The following is a 22,496-nucleotide window of genomic DNA, read 5'->3' as shown; positions in this document are numbered from 1 at the left end:
ATAAGGAAGTGTCAATCATGAGAAAACCAATTATAGCTGGGAACTGGAAGATGAACAAAACACTTGGTGAAGCTGTAAGTTTCGTTGAAGAAGTCAAATCATCTATTCCATCTCCTGACAAAGTGGAATCTATTGTCTGTGCACCAGCCCTTTTCCTTGAAAAGCTGAACAGCCTTTCTAACGGAACAGACCTTAAAATTGGTGCGCAAAACATGCACTTTGAAGAAAACGGTGCATTCACTGGTGAAATCAGCCCTGCTGCGCTTAAAGATCTTGGCATCGGATACTCAGTGATCGGTCATTCAGAGCGCCGCGAATTCTTCGCTGAAACAGATGAAACAGTGAACAAAAAAGCACATGCTGCATTCAAGCATGGCATCGTTCCAATCATCTGTGTAGGTGAAACGCTTGAAGAACGTGAAGCAGGCAAAACAAACGAACTTGTCGCTGATCAAGTGAAGAAAGCACTAGCTGGTTTAACGAAGCAGCAAGTCGCTGAATCTGTGATTGCCTATGAGCCAATCTGGGCGATCGGTACAGGTAAATCTTCTACAGCGAAAGATGCAAACGATGTTTGTGCGCACATTCGCCAAACAGTTGCAAGTGAATATGGTCAAGAAGCGGCAGACAGCCTTCGCATTCAATATGGCGGAAGCGTGAAACCTGCGAATATTAAAGAATATATGGCAGAATCCGATATTGACGGTGCTTTGGTAGGCGGCGCAAGCTTAGAACCTCAGTCTTTCGTTCAATTATTGGAGGAAGGTCAATATGAGTAAGAAACCAGCTGCATTAATCATCTTAGATGGATTCGGTTTAAGAGGCGAAACAGTCGGTAACGCTGTTGCCCAAGCAAAGAAACCGAACTTCGACCGCTACTGGAACGAATTCCCGCATCAAACCTTAACGGCTTCAGGTGAGGCAGTGGGCCTCCCAGAAGGTCAAATGGGGAACTCTGAAGTTGGGCATTTGAACATCGGTGCAGGACGCATCGTGTACCAAAGCTTAACAAGAGTGAATGTGGCCATTCGTGATGGGGAATTTGAGAAAAACGAAACGTTCCTAGATGCAATGACTTATGCAAAAGAAAATGACAAGGCGCTTCATTTATTCGGCCTCTTGTCAGACGGCGGTGTGCACAGCCACATCCAGCATCTTTTTGCCTTGCTGAAACTAGCGAAAAAAGAAGGCTTAACAAAAGTATACATTCACGGTTTCTTAGACGGACGTGATGTTGGTCAGAAGACAGCGAAAGTGTACTTAAAACAGCTTGAAGAACAAATCAAAGAAATCGGTGTCGGAGAAGTCGCAACACTTTCTGGACGCTATTACTCAATGGACCGTGACAAGCGCTGGGATCGTGTGGAGAAAGCATATCGCGCGATGGCGTATGGTGAAGGCCCAAGTTATCAAAACATCTATGATGTCGTTGATGACTCCTATGAAAATGGAATCTACGATGAGTTCGTTATTCCATCTGTCATTACGAGAGAAAATGGTGAGCCGGTTGCAAAAGTAAACGACGGCGACTCTGTGATTTTCTATAACTTCCGTCCAGACCGTGCGATTCAAATTTCAAACACATTCACAAATGAAGATTTCCGCTCGTTTGACCGCGGGGAAGCACATCCGAAGGATTTACACTTCGTCTGCTTCACACACTTCAGTGAAACGGTAGATGGCTATGTGGCTTTCAAACCAGTGAATTTGGATAACACAGTAGGAGAAGTACTTTCTCAAAATGGATTGAAGCAGCTGCGGATTGCTGAAACAGAGAAATATCCTCACGTGACGTTCTTTATGAGTGGTGGACGTGAAGAAGAATTTCCTGGAGAAGACCGCATCTTAATCAATTCACCAGATGTCGCAACCTATGACCTCAAGCCAGAAATGAGCGCTTATGAGGTAAAGGATGCACTTGTTGCAGACATCAATGCGGACAAGCATGATGCGATCATTCTGAACTTTGCTAACCCAGATATGGTGGGGCATTCAGGAATGCTTGAGCCAACAATCAAAGCCATTGAAGCAGTAGATGAGTGCTTAGGAGCTGTAGTCGACGCAATCCTAGCAAAAGGCGGACATGCCATCATCACGGCAGACCACGGTAACGCAGACGTGCTCATTACCGAAGAAGGAAAGCCGCATACTGCACATACAACGAATCCTGTGCCAGTCATCGTAACGAAAAAAGATGCGAAGCTTAGAGAAGGCGGCATTTTAGCTGATCTATCTCCAACGCTTTTAGACTTACTTGGTCTTGAAAAACCAAAAGAGATGACAGGAACATCATTGATTCAAAAATAACAAATTGATTCAAAAGGAGAGAAATAACGATGCCATACATTGTTGACGTATATGCACGCGAAGTATTAGACTCTCGCGGTAATCCAACAGTTGAAGTAGAAGTTTACACAGAATCTGGCGGCTTTGGCCGTGCACTAGTACCAAGTGGTGCTTCTACTGGTGAATATGAAGCAGTAGAACTACGTGACGGAGACAAAGACCGTTACCTTGGAAAAGGTGTTTTGACAGCTGTAAACAACGTAAACGAAATCATTGCACCAGAGCTTTTAGGCTTTGATGTCACTGAACAAGTAGCAATTGACAAAATGTTAATCGAGCTTGACGGAACTGAAAACAAAGGGAAATTAGGTGCAAACGCAATCCTTGGCGTATCTATCGCTGTAGCACGTGCGGCTGCTGATTTCTTACAAATTCCACTTTATCAATACCTTGGTGGATTCAACTCCAAAACGCTTCCAGTACCGATGATGAACATCGTCAACGGTGGAGAGCATGCGGATAACAACGTAGACATTCAAGAATTCATGATTATGCCTGTAGGTGCTCCAAACTTCCGTGAAGCACTTCGCATGGGCGCTCAAATCTTCCATAGCCTGAAATCTGTATTAAGCGCAAAAGGCTTAAACACAGCTGTAGGTGACGAAGGTGGATTCGCTCCAAACCTTGGTTCTAACGAAGAAGCACTTCAAACAATCGTAGAAGCGATTGAAAAAGCTGGTTTCAAACCAGGTGAAGAAGTGAAACTTGCGATGGATGCTGCATCTTCTGAGTTCTATAACAAAGAAGACGGTAAATATCATTTATCAGGCGAAGGTGTTGTGAAAACATCTGCTGAAATGGTTGACTGGTATGAAGATATGGTATCGAAATACCCAATCATCTCAATCGAAGACGGTCTTGATGAAAACGACTGGGAAGGTCATAAACTATTAACTGAGCGTCTTGGTAGCAAGGTTCAGTTAGTAGGAGACGACTTGTTCGTAACAAATACGAAGAAGCTTTCTGAAGGAATCAAAAACGGCGTTGGTAACTCAATCCTCATCAAAGTAAACCAAATCGGTACATTAACTGAAACATTTGATGCAATCGAAATGGCGAAACGTGCAGGCTATACAGCTGTTATCTCTCACCGTTCTGGTGAAACAGAAGATAGCACAATTGCAGACATTGCAGTTGCAACTAACGCTGGACAAATCAAAACAGGTGCTCCGTCTCGTACGGACCGTGTAGCGAAATACAACCAATTACTTCGCATCGAAGATCAATTGGCTGAAACAGCTCAATACCACGGCATTGCTACATTCTATAACTTGAATAAGTAATGTAAAGCAACGCGCTGCGTGCGCTCTTTTGAAAAGAGCGTATCGCAGCGCTTTTTTTATGTTGAAATAAAGACGCAAAGCTGGCTCAAGCGAATAGGCTCTGCTTCCTTTGTCATATCCTATTTTTGTAAAAAATCATCCTTCAGTCAGAGGCGAAACGATGAGCTTGACGATTTATAAGCAATAAATCATGAAAACTCTTCTAAAAATATGATCTGAATTGAACTTATGCTATTTGCATGGGGGTGGTATCATTTTACATATATTAGGGGGTGATGAGATGCTGAATCCTTTTAGCCTTCGTTTTCCAGTAGGCGTGTACATGTATGTCCTTCACCTACTGGCGGCATATGATGAAAGGAAGCAACGAATTCTAACTTCTAAGAACGTACAGAAAAATGCATTTTGGATTTATGTCCTTGCCGCTATCTTAGGCATTGTGACAGCTGCAGCTTTGATTTGGGCATGCAAAACATTTGGAAAAGGCTCGAAATTTTTAGGAGAGTTCAAGTTTTTAGGCCTGTATATTAAAATCAAATGCGGCTTCTAACAAATGGTGAGAACAGATGCGAGGTCATCTGTTCTATCTGAAATAAATGGAGGGACATGATGCTGACATTACACTTAACAGAAAAAACGTATAGCCGCACCTTTTCTCTCCGCGATATTCAGTTAAATGTAGAGAAAGGACGTATGCTTCTGCTTTTGGGGCATAATGGGGCAGGAAAAACCACGATGATTCAGTCTATGTTTGGCCTGACACCATTTACGGGTGTTGTCTCTTTAGATGGTAAACAGCTGAATTTTCAATCCTCAGCACATATCTCCTTTTTGAAAGAACATGTTTCCTATATTCCTGATGATCATGCTTTGTTTGATTATTTAACGCCGAGAGAATATTTTCATTTACTCCAGCTTCCAGACAAACGAAATGGACCTCGAGAAGAGGCCTTCGTCGATCTGTTTGAGCTGAGACCTTATATGGATCAGCCAATTGCCCAGCTGTCTCATGGCAATCAAAAGAAAACCCAAATCATTTCACAGCTCCTTAGGTCTTGTGATTATTATGTATTCGACGAGCCTACAAATGGACTTGATCCAGATATGATGATCATCTTAAAAAAGGTGCTCATGAAGCTGAGAAATCAAGGTGCAGGCATTCTCATTTCTACCCATCATTTGGGCTTTGGTGAGACATTGTATGACCACCTCATGATCTTAAGAAACGGTGATATCAAGCTGGATATGTCACGTCAAGAAACAAACAAAACATTCCCTCATCAAGCACTTGAGGATATTTATAAAGAAGTGAATCAAGATTACTATATGCAGGTGGAGAGGTTGCTCAATGACTTGGACACGACACGTTCTTCATAAAATAGAATGGGGCATGCTCACAACGAAAATCAAGCAGCTCGGCAAAAAATATCCTTTGCAGCTTCTCGCCGCAGCCGTTTTTTTATTGCTGATCTACGCCATATACGTTGTCATGAGCCTGCGTTTTTTTATGCAAGTAGGGGAGAGCGAACCAGTTGCTTTATACCTTCAATTTGTGAAAATGACCCTGCTGCTTTTGGGAGCAGGTATTGTCTTTTCCCGTCATAAAATGAAGCGTCAAGAGTATCAGTTTTTCTTTTTGAATAGTGCGATGCAAAGTGTCTCATTTGTCCTTTGTGTGTATTTCTTTCCAGTGCTGTTTTGTTTCATCATGCTTGGTCTGCTTTTTTTACCCATCCTATTAGGACTGATCATTAGTGGCGTTACACTATCTTTGTATTGGATCATTGTGGTAGGGATCACTTGCTTTGGATTGGCGCTCTATACGCTTGTTTCTTGGATGCTGATACGCATTGGTGTGAGCCATTTTATATCAAAAACAAAAGAGCATTTACTGCTGCAAACGCTCGGATTTGTGACGCTTGGTGCTTTCGTGTTTCTCCTTTTTCAAAAAGCGGTTGAGATGATTCACGTATGGCCGTCTATCTATCTTGTATTTCTGGTGATCTTTCTATGTGCAGGGTGGTTTTGGCTGAAGGGCTTGGCGGCTTGTTATGTCAATCGGATGTTTTTGCAGCTAAAGGTAGAGGTGAAGTCGTTTTCTTACCAAAAAATCAGATCGGATTCTTCATTTTTCACACATCTGCGGCAGGAGCTTGTTTATTTTAGCCGATCAGCTGTGTTTAAAGAACAAGGTATTTTGTTCCTGTTTCTTGTCTGTTTCACGATAGGTCTCCCATTCATCTTTACTCCGGCAGAAACTGGCTGGATGTATGCCTTTATTGTGCAGTTTGCGTTAAAGGAAATACTTATTATGCTACCGCTCATGATTGGCAGGGAATATCATCTCAATCAGCGAGCCATTTTTATGTTAAATACATCAAAGGGTGCCTATTTATTATCAAGAATTTTATTTTATTACACAATGAATGTATTGATTTATTTTGTCTATATCGGGCTTGCTTATTTCATGATTGGAGTCGAAAGTGAAGGGCACGGTTTGGCGAGTTTGTCCATTTTATTGATCACTGTCATGGCGGCATGTGTCGGGTTTGTCGTGAAGATTAGTGAGTTTAATAAACTGTTTGTGATCGTGATGATGATTGCTGTGTTCAGTATGTTGGATATGCTTTTAGTCCAGTGGCTTTCAGCAAATACCCAGCTGCTCTCAACTGCCTATATGGCTTGTTCAGCCGCATTCTTCATCTTCATATATGCTGCCATGCTAAAGAGGCCGGTTGTGCGATGATGATGCTTTTATTTTGCTTAATAGCCGTTGTGCTCATTCATGAACTCGGTCATATCCTGATGGTGATGGTGTGCAACAAAATCGAAAAAAGACCCATCTTTGATTATGTGGTAATGATCGATTGGAAGCACGTGTCGATTGTCCATGAGAAATTTTCACGGCCGGGTTTTAATGTGATGGTGGCACTTGCAGGTCCTGTGTTTCCAGTGATCTGCTCGGGTGTGCTTTTCTTCATGTGGAGGCATCCTTTGACGCATCCATTGCTGCTTTTTTCTTTATTAAATACAGTGATGCTGCATCCAGCTTGCCCAGACGGGAAAAATATCATCGCCAGTTTAAAAGAGATGAAAGGAGAGAACTAAATGGTTAAAGTATTTCATTCGTTTTCTAGCGGTTTAACGCTTGCGATGCTGTATGTGTTTGCTGTGTTTATGACGCCAGTATTTTTAATGCTGCTAGAGGTTCATCATGTTGAATCAAGTCCAACTCTATTTGGTATGCCATTTTATATCATGAAAATTGAACAGTATCAATTCAGCTCAGAGGCAACGCTCTTTGGGTGCGTGGTCTGTTTTTTAGCGGGTGCCGCTCTCTACTTCTTGATTCAATATGTGATTCATGCAGTGAAAAAGAGCAGAACATAAAAAAGCAGGCTGAATGAAGTCAGTCTGCTTGAAGAACGAGTGACAACCGCACCATATCCATACACTGAATACCGTTCTCATAAATCGGTTCATCATAGTGCTTCAGAAAGAAATCGTGATCGATAGACGCCATGCGAAAACCGCATTTTTGATAAAGGGCGAGCTGCTGAATACTAGAGTTGCCTGTGCCAATTTCAATTGTATGAAAGCCAGCTGCCTTGGCTTCTGTAATAGCATGGCGGATCAGCTGCTTCCCAATTCCTCTCCCTTGCCATGACTCCTTCACGGCGACATTCATGATTTCCACTGTCTGCTGAGACAGAGGCGTCAGAACATACACACCAATCATGTCCTGTTTATGAAAAGCAACATAACAAGAACCAGATTGTACATAGGCAAGGACTTTTTCAGTTGAAGGGTCAGCTAATAGTAAAAGATCCATAGGAACAGATTGATCATGAGACAATGGCCGAATCTGTATCAAATCATTTCATCCTCTCTATTCTTTGATATACCCTTGTTTAACACCCCAATCATATTGATCCTGCACCCATTGAGAAGGAGGATGATGGGTGACATTTGGGTCTTTTTTGACAGTTGTTTTCCTAGTCGTTTGTGCTGCCTGCTTATTCGCTTGAGCCGTTGCTTTCGCTGATGCCAGTTCTTTTTGAAGCTGGTCTATTTTTAACTCAAGCGCTTTACGCTGTTTGATTTCTTTTTGATGCGCCTTCTTTTCTTTCTTCAGCTTGTTTGTGACGGTGGACAATTCCTTTTTTTGACCATCCATTTCATCTTTCATATCCGTTCCTTCTGACTTTAATTGTGTCAGCTGCTCATCATTCTTTCTCATTTCTTGCTGGTGTTTTTTCTCTGCCGCGGTGAGCGACTGCTGCTGCCACACAATCCAGCCAGTTGCACCTAGGATGATCACAGACAAGACAATGATCGTGATGTTTTTTTTCATGTTCTATTCCCCTTTCGTTAAACCTCTATTATCATCGGTTAAAACAAACCAGGTTTTAACAGAACAAGGGAATATTCGCATCAGATTAGCAGACACTATGAAAAAAGGAGGGTGTCTGTTGATTTCCTTTATGATTCATGTCATTGTGTCACTATTTGCTGTCTCAAACCCCATTGGAAACGTGCCTCTTTTCATCACTTTAACAGAAGGCTACTCAGAAAAAGAACGCGCCCAGACGGCCAAAAAAGCGATTATTGTGTCTTTTATGATTTTAATTGCCTTTCTTTTGGCAGGCAGGCTCATTTTCAAATTGTTTGGCATTGATATCCATGCACTCCGTATCGCCGGAGGTATTTTTATTTTTGGTATCGCTTACAATTTACTGAATGCAAAAGAGTCACATGTTCAAAACCCTCATTCGGATGAAAAGGCAGAAAGCAAAGAGAAGGCCGATGTTTCAGTGACCCCGCTCGCCATTCCGATCATTGCCGGACCTGGTACAATTGCGACCGTCATGAGCTTAACGCCAGGAAGCCACCAAGTAACGCTTCATCTGCTTGCGATTCTTATTGGCATTGTAGTCGTACTTGCCATGACCTATTATGCATTTCATTATTCAAGTTTCATTATGCGAAAAATGGGGAAAACAGAGATGAATGTCGTGACACGATTAATGGGATTGATTCTAGCTGTTGTGGCAGTAGAGATGATTGGCGCAGGGATCAAAGGGATGTTCCCAATGCTGATGTCATAAGTGTATATAAAAAAGCTGTTTTTTTCTACAAAATTGTAAAATAAAACAGCTTTTTTAAGGTTTTGGCACATGTTGAAATACTTCTTCACTTTCAAAGAACTCAATTAAACGGCTAATCCAGTCATAATAATCGAGACTTTCCTTGATTTCTGAAAGAAGAAGATTGATTTTATCTACTGTTTCTTCTGGCAGGTCATCTTGTTCAAGCAGCTCCAGCAATTCCTTGCATGTCTTCTTATGTGCCTTGCGATTTTTGCTGACAACACGTGACCAATTGGCTGCAAACAATGAAATAAAGGTTTGATATTGATCTTGCTCAACGTCATATAAATCTTTGCGTATTCCTTTTTCATAAACCTTTTCAGCAATATTCAGATCAAGCATTTCTCGAACGACTTGACTCATTCTTGTTTTGCTCATGCCGGTTTCCTCTGAGAGCTCACCGAGCGTCATTGGTTTACGGTTCATATGAATGATACCAAGCACTCTACCCACTGTGGCAGAAAGACCAAAGGCATTCATGTTCTCGGCAGCTTTTTCAATATAATGATCCTGTGCTTTTTGAATGGCGCCTAACGCTTGCTTGTCCATTCCCCGCTTCATCCCTTCACGACTGACAATTTGTAACACAATATATCATATACCTGTTTGTTGATGAAAACAATAAATATTGAGTATTTGCTCGTAAGTTGGAGGAAAAAGGAGGGATCGGTACATATCAAGCCGTTAACTGAAAATTTTAAATAAATCTTATGCAATACAAACACATTGTAAACTTTTTATTTTATAAAGTTTGCACTATAATAAATAAGGTGTAAATTTTCTGAAAATATATATCCGACTAATTGGAGGTGTCTCATTTGCTGAAACTAGAGAATGTATCTAAGACGTATAAAGGCGGAAAAAAAGCTGTCAAAAATATTGATTTAGAAATAGCAAAAGGAGAATTTATTTGTTTTATTGGACCGAGTGGCTGTGGTAAAACGACAACCATGAAGATGATTAACCGACTGATTGAACCTTCCTCAGGAAACATATTGATCGAGGGAGAAAACATTATGAAAAAAGATCCAGTCCAATTAAGAAGAGAAATTGGTTATGTGATTCAGCAAATTGGACTTTTCCCTCATATGACCATCGCACAAAACATTTCCCTTGTGCCGAAGCTGCTGAAGTGGCCGGAAGAAAAACGAAAAGAACGAGCGCGTGAATTGCTCAAACTCGTCGACATGGGGCCGGAATACTTAGAGCGTTACCCTCATGAACTCAGTGGAGGACAGCAGCAGCGTATCGGCGTTCTTCGCGCACTCGCAGCAGAACCCCCTTTAATCCTAATGGATGAACCATTTGGAGCACTTGACCCGATCACAAGAGATTCATTGCAGGAAGAATTTAAGAAACTGCAAAAAACGTTAAATAAAACAATCGTATTCGTCACACATGACATGGATGAAGCGATTAAACTTGCAGACCGCATTGTCATTTTAAAAGATGGAGAGATTGTCCAAGTGGGCACACCAGATGATATTTTACGTAACCCTGTGAACGAATTCGTAGAAGAATTCATCGGGAAAGAACGTCTGCTTCAGTCAAATCCGAATATGGAACGTGTGGAACAAATGATGAACACATCTCCAGTCACAATTACCGTCGAAAAAACATTGACAGATGCCATCTTTATTATGAGAGAAAAGCGGGTTGATTCCCTGCTTGTCGTTGATGAAAATCATGTGCTGAAAGGCTATATCGACATTGAAACCATCGATGCAAACCGTAGAAAAGCAGCCTTCGTTGGCGATATTTTAAATACAGAATTTTATACAGTACAAGAAGGTGCGCTTCTTAGAGATACTGTCCGAAAGATCTTAATACGTGGCATTAAATATGTACCGGTTGTCGATGCAAAAGGGCACTTAAAAGGCATCGTCACACGTGCAAGTCTTGTAGATGTCGTATATGACTCTATTTGGGGAGAAGATACCCCGGAGGCTGTCACTGAAATGAACTAAGGGAGGTGTACACATGGATCAAATCATCGATTTTCTTGAGAAAAATGGTGGGGAACTCCTCACAAAAATGTGGGAGCATTTATACATTTCTTTAATTGCCGTTGTGTTAGGCATTATCGTGGCCGTTCCTTTAGGCGTCATTCTTACACGAATGAAAAGAGGCGCCGGTTTTGTCATCGGCGTCGTGAATATCTTTCAAACACTCCCTAGTTTAGCGATTCTTGCATTTTTTATTCCTATTTTGGGAGTTGGAAAAATACCTGCGATCGTTGCGCTATTTTTCTATTCCGTTTTGCCTATTTTAAGAAATACGTATGCCGGTGTTCAAGGTGTGAACAAAAACTTGCTTGAATCTGGTAAAGGGATTGGCATGACGACATGGGAACAAATTCGTCTTGTGGAACTGCCGCTTGCTGTTCCGGTCATTATGGCAGGGGTCAGAACCTCAACGATTTATTTAATTGGGTGGACAACACTTGCTGCTTTTATCGGTGGAGGCGGTCTTGGTGACTACATTTTAATTGGGCTTCAGCTTTACCAGCCGGAATACATTATTGCGGGTGCGATCCCTGTCACTATTTTAGCAGTCATCATTGACCTTACATTGATGAAGCTTGAGAAAAAAGTAACACCAGAAGGCTTAAAAGGATTGAAGGAAGTTTCATAAGGAGTTGGCTCATGTGAAGAATAGAAAAACAAAATGGATCAGTGCACTGCTTGCCGGATGCTTGCTATTTATAAGTGGCTGTTCACTTCCTGGACTAGCCGGCTCTTCAGGGAGCACGCTGCGAATCGGTGCACAAAACTTTACAGAATCAGAAATTATGGCCTATATGGTGGGAGACATCATTGAGCATTACACAGATAAAAAGACAACCATTGTGAAGAATTTAGGCTCAAATACCGTACAGCAAAAAGCAATGGAAAACGGGGATGTCGACATTTCGGCAACACGATATACAGGCACGGATTTAACAAGTACGCTAGGAATGGATGCAGAAAAAGATCCAAAGCGTGCAATGGAAATCGTCCAGAAAGAATTCAAAAAACGCTATGATTACAAATGGTTTGATTCCTATGGGTTTGATAATACGTATGCCTTTGCTGTGACGCAGAAGATGGCGAAGGAAAACAACCTAGAAACAGTCTCTGATTTAAAAAAGAATGCCAAAAATTATCGCTTCGGTGTGGATAATATTTGGCTGAAAAAGAAAGGTGACGGTTACGAAGGGTTTGTGAAAACATACGGAATTGAATTTGGAAGCACTTTTCCGATGCAGATCGGTCTAGTCTATGACGCATTGAAAAATGAAAAAATGGATATTGTGCTTGCCTATTCAACAGATGGCCGGATCAAAGCGTATAATCTCAAAATCTTAAAAGATGATAAACGATTCTTCCCACCATACGATGCATCACCAGTTGTCCCTGAGAAGGTATTAAAAGAAAATCCAGGACTGGACAAGGTGATCAACAGGTTGATTGGAAAAATCGATACCGAACAAATGCAAGAGCTCAATTATCAAGTCGATGGAGAACTAAAAGAACCAGCGACTGTTGCGAGAGATTTTCTAAAGAAACACAATTACTTTGAGTAAGATTGGGAGGTGTCAGAGCTGATGGACACACTGCAGCAATTATGGGCGTATTATCAACAGAACGGTTCATATGTGTTAGAAGAATTTTACCGGCATTTCCTCATGTCAGCGTATGGGGTATTATTTGCGGCAATTGTCGGAATACCAGTCGGCATCTTTGTGGCGCATTACCGCAAACTGAGCAATTGGGTGTTCGCAATAACCAATGTCATTCAAACCATTCCAGCGTTAGCGATGCTTTCTGTGTTGATGCTTGTATTAGGACTTGGCGCAAATACAGTCATCTTATCACTCTTTTTGTATTCGCTTCTGCCGATTATCCGTAACACGTACACAGGTATTGTCAGCATTGAGCATGCCTATTTAGAATCGGGGAAAGCGATGGGTATGACGAAATGGCAAGTGCTGAGAATGGTTGAATTACCGCTTGCTTTATCTGTCATTATGGCTGGTTTAAGAACCGCACTTGTGATCGCAATCGGTATTACAGCGATTGGGACATTTGTTGGTGCTGGAGGACTTGGTGATATCATCATCAGAGGATCAAACGCGACAAACGGAACAGCCATTATTTTAGCAGGTGCTATTCCAACTGCGCTCATGGCCATTATTGCTGACCTTGTCATGGGCTGGCTTGAACGCTATTTAAGCCCAACCAACAAGAAAAAAGAAAGCAAGGCATTAGCTGAAAAAAACATGACGTCCGCATAAATGCTTGAAAAGACAAAACCTCCTCTACATCTGTAGGGGAGGTTTTTTTATCATGATTAGGCGGCTCACATCAGGAGACATTTATGATTCAAGTGTGATCCATTCAGAGGACCACTTCGCAATTTCCTCAAAAACGGGTGCAAGTGAGCGCCCCATATCAGTTAATGAATACTCAATACGCACGGGTGTTTCAGCAAAAACCTCCCGTTTTACAATGCCTGCTGCTTCCAGCTCTTTTAATCTCTCAGATAAAACCCTTCCGCTTAAATTGGTCAGAGCTGCTTCGATTTCACTAAAGCGCTGTGAACCTGAGAGAAGCTGAAAAACAATCAGTGCCACCCAGCGTTTACTTAATAACTCAACTGCTTTTTCAAACCGCGGGCACATATCAGATTGATTCATCTTTCTTCACTCCAATCTGAACCCATTATACCGTAATTCTGTCAAAAATCGGCGCAAAAAGCTTGTCAATGATCAAAACATTTTACGATGACGAACGGCTGTTTAGTAGAAATAACAAATAGCGGTTTAAATCTTCTATTTCATGTTTAGAAAGGGTGGACCATATGTCCCCATTAAATATTTCAAGATCATCAAGTTCATATTGCTCTGCTGCTTCTTTTATTTGGGTAAAAGCCGTTTCTTCTTCCTTTATGACATAGGCAGAAGCCGCTTCTTCAATATACCCTGCAGCCTGCATCATGTCCTCATAAGGTACTTTTAATGCACCTGCTAGTTTTTTAATTGTAGGAGGTTTCGGAATGCCGCGTTTCCCGTTTTCAATCCGAGAAATACCAGCAGCGCTGACCTCTGAATACATCGCTAATTGGTTCACCGATAGTTTCCTTTTCTCACGTAATGCTCTTAAATATGCACCGAAGTTCATCAACTCAAAACCTCACATGGTTAAAGATTAGTTATCTCTAGTGTACTCGATTTGTTGACTATTGGCAATAAGTGCACCATGAAAATATTGACATTAGTTAATGGTGGATGTATCTTATGTTTATGCCCCGCTATTTGTTCGCCTTTTTTTGGTTAATGAGCGTGAGAAAGTATTGATTCAGCTGGCTGATGTCTTGTGCGGTGAGTGTTTTCCATTGGTCTCCATCGAAAATAGGGAGATGTTCTACATCCTTTTGAAGCGCCGTTTGATAGATTTTTAATATGGACTCATATTTCGGTTTCATTTCATGCACTTTTTCCTGTTCAATATAACCGGCAAGCAGCATTAAATCCTCATAAGGCACCTTCAAAGCGCGTGCTAATTTTTTTATGGTTAAAGGCTTTGGCACACCACGCTTTCCATTCTCAATCCGAGAAATACCGGCAGCGCTTACGCCTGAATACATGGCGAGTTGATTGACAGACATCTTTCTATTCTCTCTTAAAATGCGTAATTGTTCACCAAAGTGATTCATGTCATCGAACCTCACATTTCAGTATATGACTTATTTTAGTATGATCATTGACCAAAGGAAATAGAAAGGGCGTAAAAGTGTTGACATAAGTTAATGGATCCGGGAGATATGAGAGTCCTACATGTTGTACATATTGATCCTATAGGGAGGTTGTAATGATGGTCGAAAAGATTCAGATCAGGCGGGCGTTTGTGATGCAGTATATGATCGAAAACGATATGTCTTTAAATCAGCTCGCAGATGAAATTGGCATCTCTCCTGCCACACTCAGCAGGGTATTGAATGGTCACCGGAAGCCAGGACAGCTTGTCATTGGCAAAATGATTCATTACTTTGATAAAAAATTTGAAGATTTATTTTACTATGAAGATGTTGACAAAAGTCAATGAACGAAATCATCGTATGATCATTAAGGAGGCGGCTTCATTGAAAAGAACTGGAATGGTAAGACACATCGATTCGCTTGGCAGAATTGTTCTGCCTTCAGAAATGCGGAAGGTACTCAATATAAAAGAAGAGCAGCTGTTAGAAATTTTCATCGAAGATCAAACCATTATGCTGAAAAAATATGATGCAGATAAGAGCTGCTTATTAACTGGCCAAATAACGAAATACAACAAAAGCTATGGAAACGGCAATGTCGTACTGAGTCCTGAAGGAGCTGAACGGCTGTTAGTAGAATTAAAACAGCTCTTAAAAGAAGAAGCAACTCGCTAAAAACGTTTTTTAACCTCAAAAATTGCATATAAAAAATGCTGCATACAATCCATTGGAGCGAAATTGAATCAAAATGACAAATAAAGTCGACAATATATAGGAAATCTTTATTTTGATGTTTCGTGACATGCACCTTGTTTTCATGTAAAATAAAGTTATGTGTACCAGTTTGTCTGGAGGTGTTTTCATGCACGCATTTGTTATCACATTACTCGTAATTGTCAGTATCGCACTTATCATCGTTGTATTATTACAATCAAGTAAAAGTGCAGGACTGTCAGGCGCTATTTCAGGTGGAGCCGAGCAGCTTTTCGGTAAGCAAAAAGCGAGAGGTCTTGACTTGATTCTTCACCGATTAACTGTCATTTTGTCAGTGCTTTTCTTCATCTTAACACTTGCATTGGCATATTTAGGCGTGTAGGCGCGAGTAACAGAAGGTCTGATCTTTTTTCAGACCTTTTTTTATTATCAGCACTCTTTTGTGTTTGTATCATACATACAAGTGGAAAATATAAACCATATCAGAAGGAAAGGAAGTCACATCATGAAAGTTGTTACACCAAAACCATTTACGTTTAAAGGTGGAGAAAAGGCGGTGCTTCTTCTTCACGGTTTTACTGGGAATACAGCCGATGTTCGCATGCTTGGGCGTTATTTGAATGAAAGAGGCTATACATGCCATGCACCTCAATACAAAGGACACGGTGTACCGCCAGAGGAGCTTGTTCATACAGGTCCTACAGATTGGTGGAAAGATGTAGAAGAAGGCTATCAATTTTTAAAAGACGAAGGTTATGAGGAAATTGCGGTCTGCGGACTATCCCTCGGAGGAGTTTTTTCATTGAAATTAGGTTACACTGTACCTGTAAAGGGAATTGTACCTATGTGTGCACCTATGTACATAAAAAGTGAAGAAGTCATGTACCAGGGTGTACTAGATTATGCCCGTAACTATAAAAAATTCGAGGGTAAGTCAGAGGATCAAATTGAGCAAGAGATGGAAGAGTTCAAGAAAACACCAATGGGTACACTCAAGGCTCTTCAAGAACTCATTGCAGATGTCAGAAACAATGTTGACATGATTTATTCACCTACTTTTGTTGTTCAGGCTCGTCATGATCATATGATTAATACAGACAGTGCAAACATTATTTATAACGAAGTAGAGACAGATGAAAAACATTTAAAGTGGTATGAAGAATCGGGCCATGTTATCACGCTTGATAAAGAGCGGGAGAAGGTTCATCAGGATGTATATGCATTCTTAGAATCACTCGATTGGTCAATTTAAATATATAGGGGGTTAGAGTGTGCAAAAAGAAGAATTTATGGATGAATTACTTGCGTTTATGCAAGAAGAGGCGTACAAACCATTAACGGTACAGGAATTAGAAGTCATGATGGAAATTACCAATCCAGATGATTATAAAGAGCTCGTCAAAGCACTTGTGATATTAGAGGATCAGGGGCTTATCGTCCGTACCCGCAGCGACCGCTATGGTGTACCGGAAAAAATGAACTTGGTAAAAGGGAAGCTGTCTGCGCATGCAAAAGGATTTGCATTTGTGACACCAGAAGAGTTTGGGCAGGATGATATTTTCATTCCGCCAAATGAGCTAGGCACAGCAATGAATGGCGACACCGTCATGGTTCGTGTCAGCCACAAATCAAATGGCACCAAAAAAGAAGGAACGGTCATCCGTATTCTGGAGCGTAATACTCAGACGGTTGTCGGTACCTATACAGAAACGAAAAGTTTTGGTTTTGTCATTCCTGATGATAAAAAAATCACAAACGATATCTTCATTCCAAAATCCGCTAAAAACGGAGCGGTTGAAGGTCATAAAGTCGTTGTCACGCTGACAAGCTATCCAGAAGGAAGAATGAGTGCAGAGGGTGAAGTGACGGAAATTCTCGGTCACAAAAATGACCCTGGCATCGATATTTTATCGATTATTCATAAACACGGTCTACCAGGTGAGTTTCCGGAAGAAGCGCTCCAGCAGGCAGCAGACACACCTGAAACGATCGATGAAAAAGACTTAGAGGGCAGGCGTGATCTGCGCAACGAAACGATTGTGACCATTGATGGTGCAGATGCAAAGGACTTGGACGATGCGGTTACTGTGCAAAAGCTGGATGATGGTAAATACAAACTAGGTGTGCATATTGCGGATGTCTCTCATTATGTAACGGAAAACTCTCCAATTGATCAGGAAGCCTATGAGCGCGGAACGAGTGTGTATCTTGTAGACCGCGTTATTCCAATGATTCCTCATCGCCTGTCAAATGGCATTTGCTCATTGAATCCGAAGGTTGATCGTCTCACACTCTCTTGTGAAATGATCATTGATCGAAGTGGGAAAGTCGTCAAACACGAAATTTTCCAAAGTGTGATCAAAACGACGGAAAGAATGACCTATTCCGATGTGAATAAGATTTTAGTTGACCAAGATGAAGAGCTTTTAGACAAATACGAGCCGTTAGTACCAATGTTCCAAGAGATGGAGAAGCTTGCAGAAATTCTGCGTGACAAGCGAATGGAGCGCGGAGCAGTCGACTTTGATTTCAAGGAAGCAAAGGTGCTTGTAGATGATGAAGGCGCAGCGAAAGACGTAGTCATTCGTGAGCGTTCAGTTGCAGAGAAATTAATTGAAGAATTCATGCTGGTGTCAAACGAAACAGTTGCCGAGCATTTCCACTGGATGAATGTTCCGTTCATTTACCGAATTCACGAAGAACCAAATCCTGAGAAGCTTCAGCGCTTTTTAGAGTTCGTGACGACGTTTGGTTACATTGTGAAAGGAACGTCAACGAACATTCACCCGCGCGCACTTCAAAGTGTCCTCGATGCTGTCAGAGATCAACCAGAAGAAGTCGTCATTCAAACTGTGATGCTTCGCTCTATGAAACAGGCGAAGTATGATCCAGAAAGCATTGGCCATTTTGGATTATCTACCGAATTCTATACACACTTCACGTCGCCGATCCGCCGTTACCCGGATTTAATCGTGCATAGGCTGATCAGAACCTATTTAATAGAGAAAAAGACAGACGAAGCGACCCTTGAAAAATGGGGTCAATTGCTGCCAGAAATCGCAGATCATGCATCTACAATGGAGCGCCGCTCTGTTGATGCTGAGCGCGAAACAGATGACCTGAAAAAGGCAGAGTTTATGCTTGATAAAATCGGTGAAGAGTTTGATGGTATGATTAGTTCCGTTACGAATTTCGGACTATTCGTTGAACTGCCGAATACGATAGAAGGTCTTGTCCATGTGAGCTACATGACAGACGATTACTATCGTTTTGATGAACAGCACTTTGCCATGATCGGTGAACGTACAGGGAATGTCTACCGTATCGGTGACGAAATCACTGTCAAAGTGGTGAGTGTGAATAAAGATGAGCATTCCATTGATTTTGAAATCGTCGGGATGAAAGGCACTCGCCGTAAATCACCAAAAGACTTCAAGTTCAAAAAACGGACAGATCCACCAGCCAAAAAAGGACGCGGAGGTCAAAAGGCCTCTGGGGAAAAAGGCAAAGAGGATAAAGGCGGCGACTGGTTTACAGGTCGTAAAAAGAAGAAAAAGAAAAAACGCGTATTTGATAACGCACCGAAACAAAAGCGCAAAAAGAAAAAGTAACGTGACAAAAAGCAAATAGGGCATCACGCTCTATTTGCTTTTTGACCACGTGGCAGCAGCATTGTCGAAAGCTGGATTGTTTGATAAAATAATCCGTACGATTTGGACCGTGTCTGTGTCAAAAGGAGGGTGTACGCCAATGCCAAAGGGAGAGGGAAAGGTTGTTTCCCAAAACAAAAAAGCCAACCATGATTATTTTATAGAAGAAACATACGAAGCCGGCCTTGTATTACAAGGAACTGAAATCAAATCCATTCGAGCAGGAAAAGTGAATTTAAAAGATTCCTTTGCCAAAATCGAACGAGGAGAAGTGTTTCTTCACAATATGCACGTGAGCCCATACGAACAGGGGAACCGTTATAACCATGATCCGCTCAGAACGAGAAAGCTGCTGCTCCACCGCAAACAAATCAGTAAATTGATTGGTGCGACAAAGGAAGAAGGCTACTCACTTGTTCCCATTAAACTCTATTTGAAAAATGGCTTTGCCAAAGTGCTAATTGGAGTCGGTAAAGGGAAGAAGAAATATGATAAACGTGAAGATCTGAAGAAAAAAGATGCGAAACGTGAAATCGAGCGAGCTTTCCGTGATCGTCAAAAGCAATTCTAGACGCATGCAGATGGCTTGCTGAGAGCGGAAGCATTATGCTACAATATGTTATGCAGTAAACAATCATCGTCGTTTTTTTTACAGAAACCACCAGTTGTTTCGAGCGATGAGATTGTTATAATAGTCATATACGGAAGCAGTTAAGCTAAAGAACGTTTCCATCCCGTATATCCCTTTTACAAGGGGACGTTACGGATTCGACAGGGATGGTTCGAGCTTAGGCTGCGAGCCGAGAGGCGATCTCGTTAACACGCACCTAAATGTAACTGGCAAAACTAAAAGTTTTAACCAAAACTTAGCACTAGCTGCCTAATAAGCGCAGCGAGCTCTTCCTGACATCGCCTATGTGTCTGTGAGGAGCCCAATGAAGTAGGCTACGCTTACGTTTTCGTCTGAGGACGTAAGAAGAGATCCATCAGACTAGCTCTCCAAGCGCCCGTCAGCAGGCATGAGGATGAGTGAACACGTAAATATGTTGACTACGCTCGTAGACGCTTAAGTAATCGATGTCTCTGGACGTGGGTTCGACTCCCACCGTCTCCATATGATTTTAAAAAAGTGTCAAAACCCATGTTAGATAAGGGTTTTGACACTTTTTAAATACGTGAAATTTTATAGTTGCAATGAACTTTTGCTATATGTTGCTGTTACAAATATTATAGGAATTCATAATTTAGTTTCAGTTGTTTATATATAAGTGAACTTCGTTCAAGAATAGCTTGATTAACAAAAGTTAAAAATTCACTCAGATTATTTTCATCTTTGGTACTAACTGTTTCTTTAAAGTGATTGCGCCAAAATTCTTTTGGTTCACTGGTTAAATCTTTTGGGTTTTCTAAAAAGCTCTGCAAAAAATTCTTCTCCACAAAATTAGGCCAAGTTTTAAAACTTAAAATCCACTTAGCGGATTCAATAATATATTTTTTATACTTAAAAGTGTTATTGTTCATTGTGTTTTCTAAAAAAATCTCAATAGAATCATTACTATTCATAAAATCATTTAAAATGACTTTAATATGGTTCAAAGTTAGATCCCAATAATCATAGGTAGATTTATAACGTTTGCTATTAAAAGGAGAAAACCAATTTTTATTATTTTTGATGGCGTATACAGGTATAAAATTACCTACTGTGTGTGTTAATTTTGCATAATCTTTAAATATAGGATTAGATAAATCATATGTCTCCTTATAAAAGGCTTTGTAAGGAGTTACAAATGAATTCATTGTTTCTCCATTTGCCTCAACAAAATCTGTTTGTTTAGTATTCCAGAATTCAAATTGATTTCCCCATAAGCGTTTGTATATTTCGAGGGTCAAAGGTAATCTATCACAATCAGATTGGGAACCATAAATATTACCTTTATATAGAATAATATTTGCAATAGGGTTTTTTTCATCATATATTAAATTTCTTAAATCAAAAACCTCTCTTTTGAAATCATAATTTATAAATTCTTCTTCTGAAAGTTCCATTAATTCATCAAAAGTCATTCGTAAGTTCTCCTTTATGTCCACTCTTTATTTATTAGAAGATTATCTAACTTCATTTTTTAACCTCTTTATTATACTTTAATATACTTCATGTAATTCATTTCACACTTGAAATTCAAAAATTAAGAAGCGATTCGGCAATGTAGCTTGTTTCTAAACTTTCAGAAGCCGTCGTATCTAGTGTCTGGAAGATAGATGCTTAGGTTGTTTCTTATAGAATTTTTTATTAGAAAGTTAGGGAGAATACCTAAATATACCTATTTTTTAACCGATGATAATTTGTAGGGAAATATCACCAGATAATGACAGGGGGACATTTTAGTTAAAAGAAAAAAGTTCGAATAGACCCTACAAAGCATATGATGAAACAGCTAAAGTAGTTGACGAATTAGAAAAAGTCTCAAAGGATAAGGAGTAATTCATAAAAATGAAAACAAACAAAAAGACAATCATTTCAGTATTTCTTTTAGTATTTACATTGATGATGGGTACAGCATGCGGTAAAAATGAATCAGAAAACGGTTCATCAAACAAAGCAGCAGCAAAACAAGAAAAAATAGAAAAAATGACTGATAGCGAATATGCATCATGGTATAAGGGATATCTAAAACGGTTTGAAGAAAGAATTATGTCTTTTGTTTTATCGTTGGTTCCTTTAGACGAGGTTTACGATAAAGAATGGGCTAGTGATGTTGAGACAAAGATTGATAGCATGAGAGAATTACTCAGCGAAGCCAAAGACAAAGAAGTTAAAGTTCCTGATACGTATAAAAAAGTAAACGAGTACTTGGTGAAAGCGGATGACAAATTTGAATCACTTTTCAAAGATATCTTAAAAGTAATCAAGCGAGATAAAGTCAGTGATGATGATTTAAGTTTCATGAATTCTAGAATGAAAAAAGCTTTAGAAGAAGTGGATAATGCTAAAAAAGAGATGAGTAAAATGAAAGACAATAAATCAAATGAAAAACAAAAAGATAAATCAAATTCATAATTAAGTAAAGAAAAAGACGTCTGCTTTACAAAGCTCAGAGGGTCTTAAGAATAACGAGTTTAGTTCACAACGTAAGAAGGATGCTACATACTGTCATCCTTCTTACTTTTCATGTAAGTTCCTTGAAGAAAACCGAACCAACCGAATAAACAAAGGACAAACCACAATCACCGCCATCATCAACAAAAGCCCATCAGGCATAATCTCCACAAATGTTGTCTGAATCACATAAACCGCAATCAGCAGCAAATAACTCATCAAAAATAACAGCTCAGATCGTTTCTTCTGAAATGGCTTCTCTAAAAGAATCAGCATGAACAAACCTGCCATGATGATCAAAAAAGTCATCTCCTATCAAGCCTCCTTTTCATTCATCTCCACATTGTACAGATATTTCACTTGCTACAATATGCTTTATCCATAAAATAAGTAAAAAGTAATGAACAGATAAGGCGCCACGACTAGTAAAATGACGAACGCTTTCCAAAAAACCGCCAACCAAATCAAAATCACATCTTCCCATTTGAGACGTCCTCATATATAGTAAGATTAGACT

29 protein-coding genes and 1 other RNA gene are annotated in these 22,496 nt (G+C 40.4%); 21 read left to right on the top strand and 9 right to left on the bottom strand.

The genetic code is table 11. The annotated features are described in order from the left end of the window. The first annotated feature begins 17 nt into the window (after positions 1–17). From tpiA to MHB38_RS16145, 8 genes are all read left to right on the top strand, one after another. Positions 18–779 (top strand): triose-phosphate isomerase, encoded by a 762-nt coding sequence (tpiA, locus tag MHB38_RS16180; protein ID WP_008347706.1) that lies wholly within the window; start codon positions 18–20, stop codon positions 777–779. Continuing rightward, positions 772–2,307 carry a 2,3-bisphosphoglycerate-independent phosphoglycerate mutase gene (gene gpmI / locus MHB38_RS16175; RefSeq protein WP_008347705.1) on the top strand — a complete coding sequence of 512 codons (1,536 nt, stop codon included), beginning with the start codon at positions 772–774 and terminating at the stop codon, positions 2,305–2,307. The genes tpiA and gpmI overlap by 8 nt, the downstream gene beginning before the upstream one ends. Positions 2,308–2,336: 29 nt before the next feature. Next, positions 2,337–3,629: a phosphopyruvate hydratase gene (eno, locus tag MHB38_RS16170; RefSeq protein WP_003212752.1), complete on the top strand. Its 1,293-nt coding sequence runs from the start codon at positions 2,337–2,339 to the stop codon at positions 3,627–3,629. A 280-nt stretch (positions 3,630–3,909) separates the two neighbouring features. Further along, positions 3,910–4,179: a hypothetical protein gene (locus tag MHB38_RS16165; protein WP_008347702.1), complete on the top strand. Its 270-nt coding sequence runs from the start codon at positions 3,910–3,912 to the stop codon at positions 4,177–4,179. A gap of 59 nt (positions 4,180–4,238) precedes the next feature. Beyond that, positions 4,239–5,006, top strand: coding sequence for an ATP-binding cassette domain-containing protein (locus MHB38_RS16160; protein ID WP_008347699.1), 768 nt, complete (start codon positions 4,239–4,241; stop codon positions 5,004–5,006). Then, positions 4,978–6,375 carry a hypothetical protein gene (locus tag MHB38_RS16155; protein ID WP_202734216.1) on the top strand — a complete coding sequence of 466 codons (1,398 nt, stop codon included), beginning with the start codon at positions 4,978–4,980 and terminating at the stop codon, positions 6,373–6,375. The genes MHB38_RS16160 and MHB38_RS16155 overlap by 29 nt, the downstream gene beginning before the upstream one ends. Beyond that, entirely contained in the window at positions 6,372–6,737 is a 366-nt protein-coding gene (locus MHB38_RS16150) for a hypothetical protein (protein WP_202734217.1), read from the top strand. The genes MHB38_RS16155 and MHB38_RS16150 overlap by 4 nt, the downstream gene beginning before the upstream one ends. Further along, on the top strand, positions 6,738–7,019 hold the full coding sequence (locus MHB38_RS16145; RefSeq protein ID WP_008347692.1) for a hypothetical protein: 282 nt from the start codon (positions 6,738–6,740) through the stop codon (positions 7,017–7,019). A gap of 19 nt (positions 7,020–7,038) precedes the next feature. Here the strand turns inward: MHB38_RS16145 and MHB38_RS16140 are convergent, their stop codons facing one another. After that, entirely contained in the window at positions 7,039–7,503 is a 465-nt protein-coding gene (locus MHB38_RS16140; protein WP_182488926.1) for a GNAT family N-acetyltransferase, read from the bottom strand. A gap of 15 nt (positions 7,504–7,518) precedes the next feature. Continuing rightward, complete coding sequence (locus MHB38_RS16135; protein WP_202734218.1) at positions 7,519–7,983, bottom strand: hypothetical protein; 465 nt, start codon at positions 7,981–7,983, stop codon at positions 7,519–7,521. Positions 7,984–8,101: 118 nt separating this feature from the next. Here MHB38_RS16135 and MHB38_RS16130 point away from each other — a divergent pair, with 118 nt between their 5' ends. Further along, positions 8,102–8,737, top strand: coding sequence for a MarC family protein (locus tag MHB38_RS16130; RefSeq protein WP_202734219.1), 636 nt, complete (start codon positions 8,102–8,104; stop codon positions 8,735–8,737). Between the two features lie 54 nt (positions 8,738–8,791). Here the strand turns inward: MHB38_RS16130 and MHB38_RS16125 are convergent, their stop codons facing one another. Next, the gene (locus tag MHB38_RS16125) at positions 8,792–9,328 is read right to left on the bottom strand and encodes a GbsR/MarR family transcriptional regulator (protein WP_065461083.1); all 537 of its coding nucleotides are present in this window, start codon (positions 9,326–9,328) and stop codon (positions 8,792–8,794) included. Between the two features lie 269 nt (positions 9,329–9,597). Between MHB38_RS16125 and MHB38_RS16120 the strand changes: the two genes are divergently transcribed. From MHB38_RS16120 to MHB38_RS16105, 4 genes are read left to right on the top strand one after another with little or no spacing between them, the layout of a single operon-like run. After that, on the top strand, positions 9,598–10,746 hold the full coding sequence (locus MHB38_RS16120; RefSeq protein WP_017359222.1) for a betaine/proline/choline family ABC transporter ATP-binding protein: 1,149 nt from the start codon (positions 9,598–9,600) through the stop codon (positions 10,744–10,746). Positions 10,747–10,759: 13 nt separating this feature from the next. After that, positions 10,760–11,413, top strand: coding sequence for an ABC transporter permease (locus MHB38_RS16115; RefSeq protein WP_008347681.1), 654 nt, complete (start codon positions 10,760–10,762; stop codon positions 11,411–11,413). 13 nt (positions 11,414–11,426) lie between these two features. Next, positions 11,427–12,344: an osmoprotectant ABC transporter substrate-binding protein gene (locus tag MHB38_RS16110; RefSeq protein ID WP_008347678.1), complete on the top strand. Its 918-nt coding sequence runs from the start codon at positions 11,427–11,429 to the stop codon at positions 12,342–12,344. Positions 12,345–12,365: 21 nt separating this feature from the next. Further along, a complete protein-coding gene (locus MHB38_RS16105; protein WP_008347676.1) occupies positions 12,366–13,055 on the top strand; it encodes an ABC transporter permease in 690 nt (229 codons plus the stop codon). 81 nt (positions 13,056–13,136) lie between these two features. Here the strand turns inward: MHB38_RS16105 and MHB38_RS16100 are convergent, their stop codons facing one another. The 3 genes from MHB38_RS16100 to MHB38_RS16090 all read right to left on the bottom strand — a co-directional run bounded on the left by MHB38_RS16100 (position 13,137) and on the right by MHB38_RS16090 (position 14,476). Then, complete coding sequence (locus MHB38_RS16100; protein WP_007500199.1) at positions 13,137–13,457, bottom strand: winged helix-turn-helix transcriptional regulator; 321 nt, start codon at positions 13,455–13,457, stop codon at positions 13,137–13,139. A gap of 82 nt (positions 13,458–13,539) precedes the next feature. Further along, complete coding sequence (locus MHB38_RS16095) at positions 13,540–13,941, bottom strand: helix-turn-helix domain-containing protein (protein ID WP_017368067.1); 402 nt, start codon at positions 13,939–13,941, stop codon at positions 13,540–13,542. Between the two features lie 130 nt (positions 13,942–14,071). Next, positions 14,072–14,476, bottom strand: a complete 405-nt coding sequence (locus MHB38_RS16090; RefSeq protein WP_017368066.1) for a helix-turn-helix domain-containing protein — start codon at positions 14,474–14,476, stop codon at positions 14,072–14,074. Positions 14,477–14,631: 155 nt separating this feature from the next. Here MHB38_RS16090 and MHB38_RS16085 point away from each other — a divergent pair, with 155 nt between their 5' ends. The 7 genes from MHB38_RS16085 to ssrA all read left to right on the top strand — a co-directional run bounded on the left by MHB38_RS16085 (position 14,632) and on the right by ssrA (position 19,999). Beyond that, positions 14,632–14,865 (top strand): helix-turn-helix domain-containing protein, encoded by a 234-nt coding sequence (locus MHB38_RS16085; protein WP_008347669.1) that lies wholly within the window; start codon positions 14,632–14,634, stop codon positions 14,863–14,865. 37 nt (positions 14,866–14,902) lie between these two features. Further along, positions 14,903–15,193 carry an AbrB/MazE/SpoVT family DNA-binding domain-containing protein gene (locus MHB38_RS16080; protein ID WP_008347666.1) on the top strand — a complete coding sequence of 97 codons (291 nt, stop codon included), beginning with the start codon at positions 14,903–14,905 and terminating at the stop codon, positions 15,191–15,193. 187 nt (positions 15,194–15,380) lie between these two features. Then, entirely contained in the window at positions 15,381–15,614 is a 234-nt protein-coding gene (secG, locus tag MHB38_RS16075) for a preprotein translocase subunit SecG (protein WP_003212746.1), read from the top strand. A 123-nt stretch (positions 15,615–15,737) separates the two neighbouring features. Next, positions 15,738–16,484 (top strand): alpha/beta hydrolase, encoded by a 747-nt coding sequence (locus tag MHB38_RS16070; protein WP_008347663.1) that lies wholly within the window; start codon positions 15,738–15,740, stop codon positions 16,482–16,484. Between the two features lie 19 nt (positions 16,485–16,503). Next, on the top strand, positions 16,504–18,843 hold the full coding sequence (gene rnr / locus MHB38_RS16065) for a ribonuclease R (protein WP_341003956.1): 2,340 nt from the start codon (positions 16,504–16,506) through the stop codon (positions 18,841–18,843). A 139-nt stretch (positions 18,844–18,982) separates the two neighbouring features. Next, complete coding sequence (gene smpB, locus MHB38_RS16060; protein ID WP_008347658.1) at positions 18,983–19,453, top strand: SsrA-binding protein SmpB; 471 nt, start codon at positions 18,983–18,985, stop codon at positions 19,451–19,453. Between the two features lie 182 nt (positions 19,454–19,635). Continuing rightward, positions 19,636–19,999, top strand: a transfer-messenger RNA (tmRNA) gene (gene ssrA, locus MHB38_RS16055). A 110-nt stretch (positions 20,000–20,109) separates the two neighbouring features. On the opposite strand, the gene MHB38_RS16050 is transcribed toward ssrA, so the two are convergent. After that, positions 20,110–20,946, bottom strand: coding sequence for a hypothetical protein (locus tag MHB38_RS16050; protein WP_048002942.1), 837 nt, complete (start codon positions 20,944–20,946; stop codon positions 20,110–20,112). 427 nt (positions 20,947–21,373) lie between these two features. On the opposite strand from MHB38_RS16050, the gene MHB38_RS16045 reads away from it, so the two are divergent. Then, positions 21,374–21,940, top strand: a complete 567-nt coding sequence (locus MHB38_RS16045) for a hypothetical protein (RefSeq protein WP_017359229.1) — start codon at positions 21,374–21,376, stop codon at positions 21,938–21,940. Between the two features lie 102 nt (positions 21,941–22,042). On the opposite strand, the gene MHB38_RS16040 is transcribed toward MHB38_RS16045, so the two are convergent. Both MHB38_RS16040 and MHB38_RS16035 read right to left on the bottom strand, forming a co-directional pair. Beyond that, positions 22,043–22,288 carry a hypothetical protein gene (locus MHB38_RS16040; RefSeq protein WP_017359230.1) on the bottom strand — a complete coding sequence of 82 codons (246 nt, stop codon included), beginning with the start codon at positions 22,286–22,288 and terminating at the stop codon, positions 22,043–22,045. A 19-nt stretch (positions 22,289–22,307) separates the two neighbouring features. Continuing rightward, positions 22,308–22,463 (bottom strand): hypothetical protein, encoded by a 156-nt coding sequence (locus tag MHB38_RS16035; protein ID WP_017359231.1) that lies wholly within the window; start codon positions 22,461–22,463, stop codon positions 22,308–22,310. Between the last annotated feature and the right edge of the window lie 33 nt (positions 22,464–22,496).

It is taken from the genome of Bacillus sp. FSL K6-3176, assembly GCF_038003325.1.
In the GTDB taxonomy this organism is placed as follows: Bacteria; Bacillota; Bacilli; order Bacillales; family Bacillaceae; genus Bacillus; species Bacillus altitudinis.
Note: the sequence above shows the minus strand (reverse complement) of the source record. Positions and strands in the feature narration are given on the sequence as shown.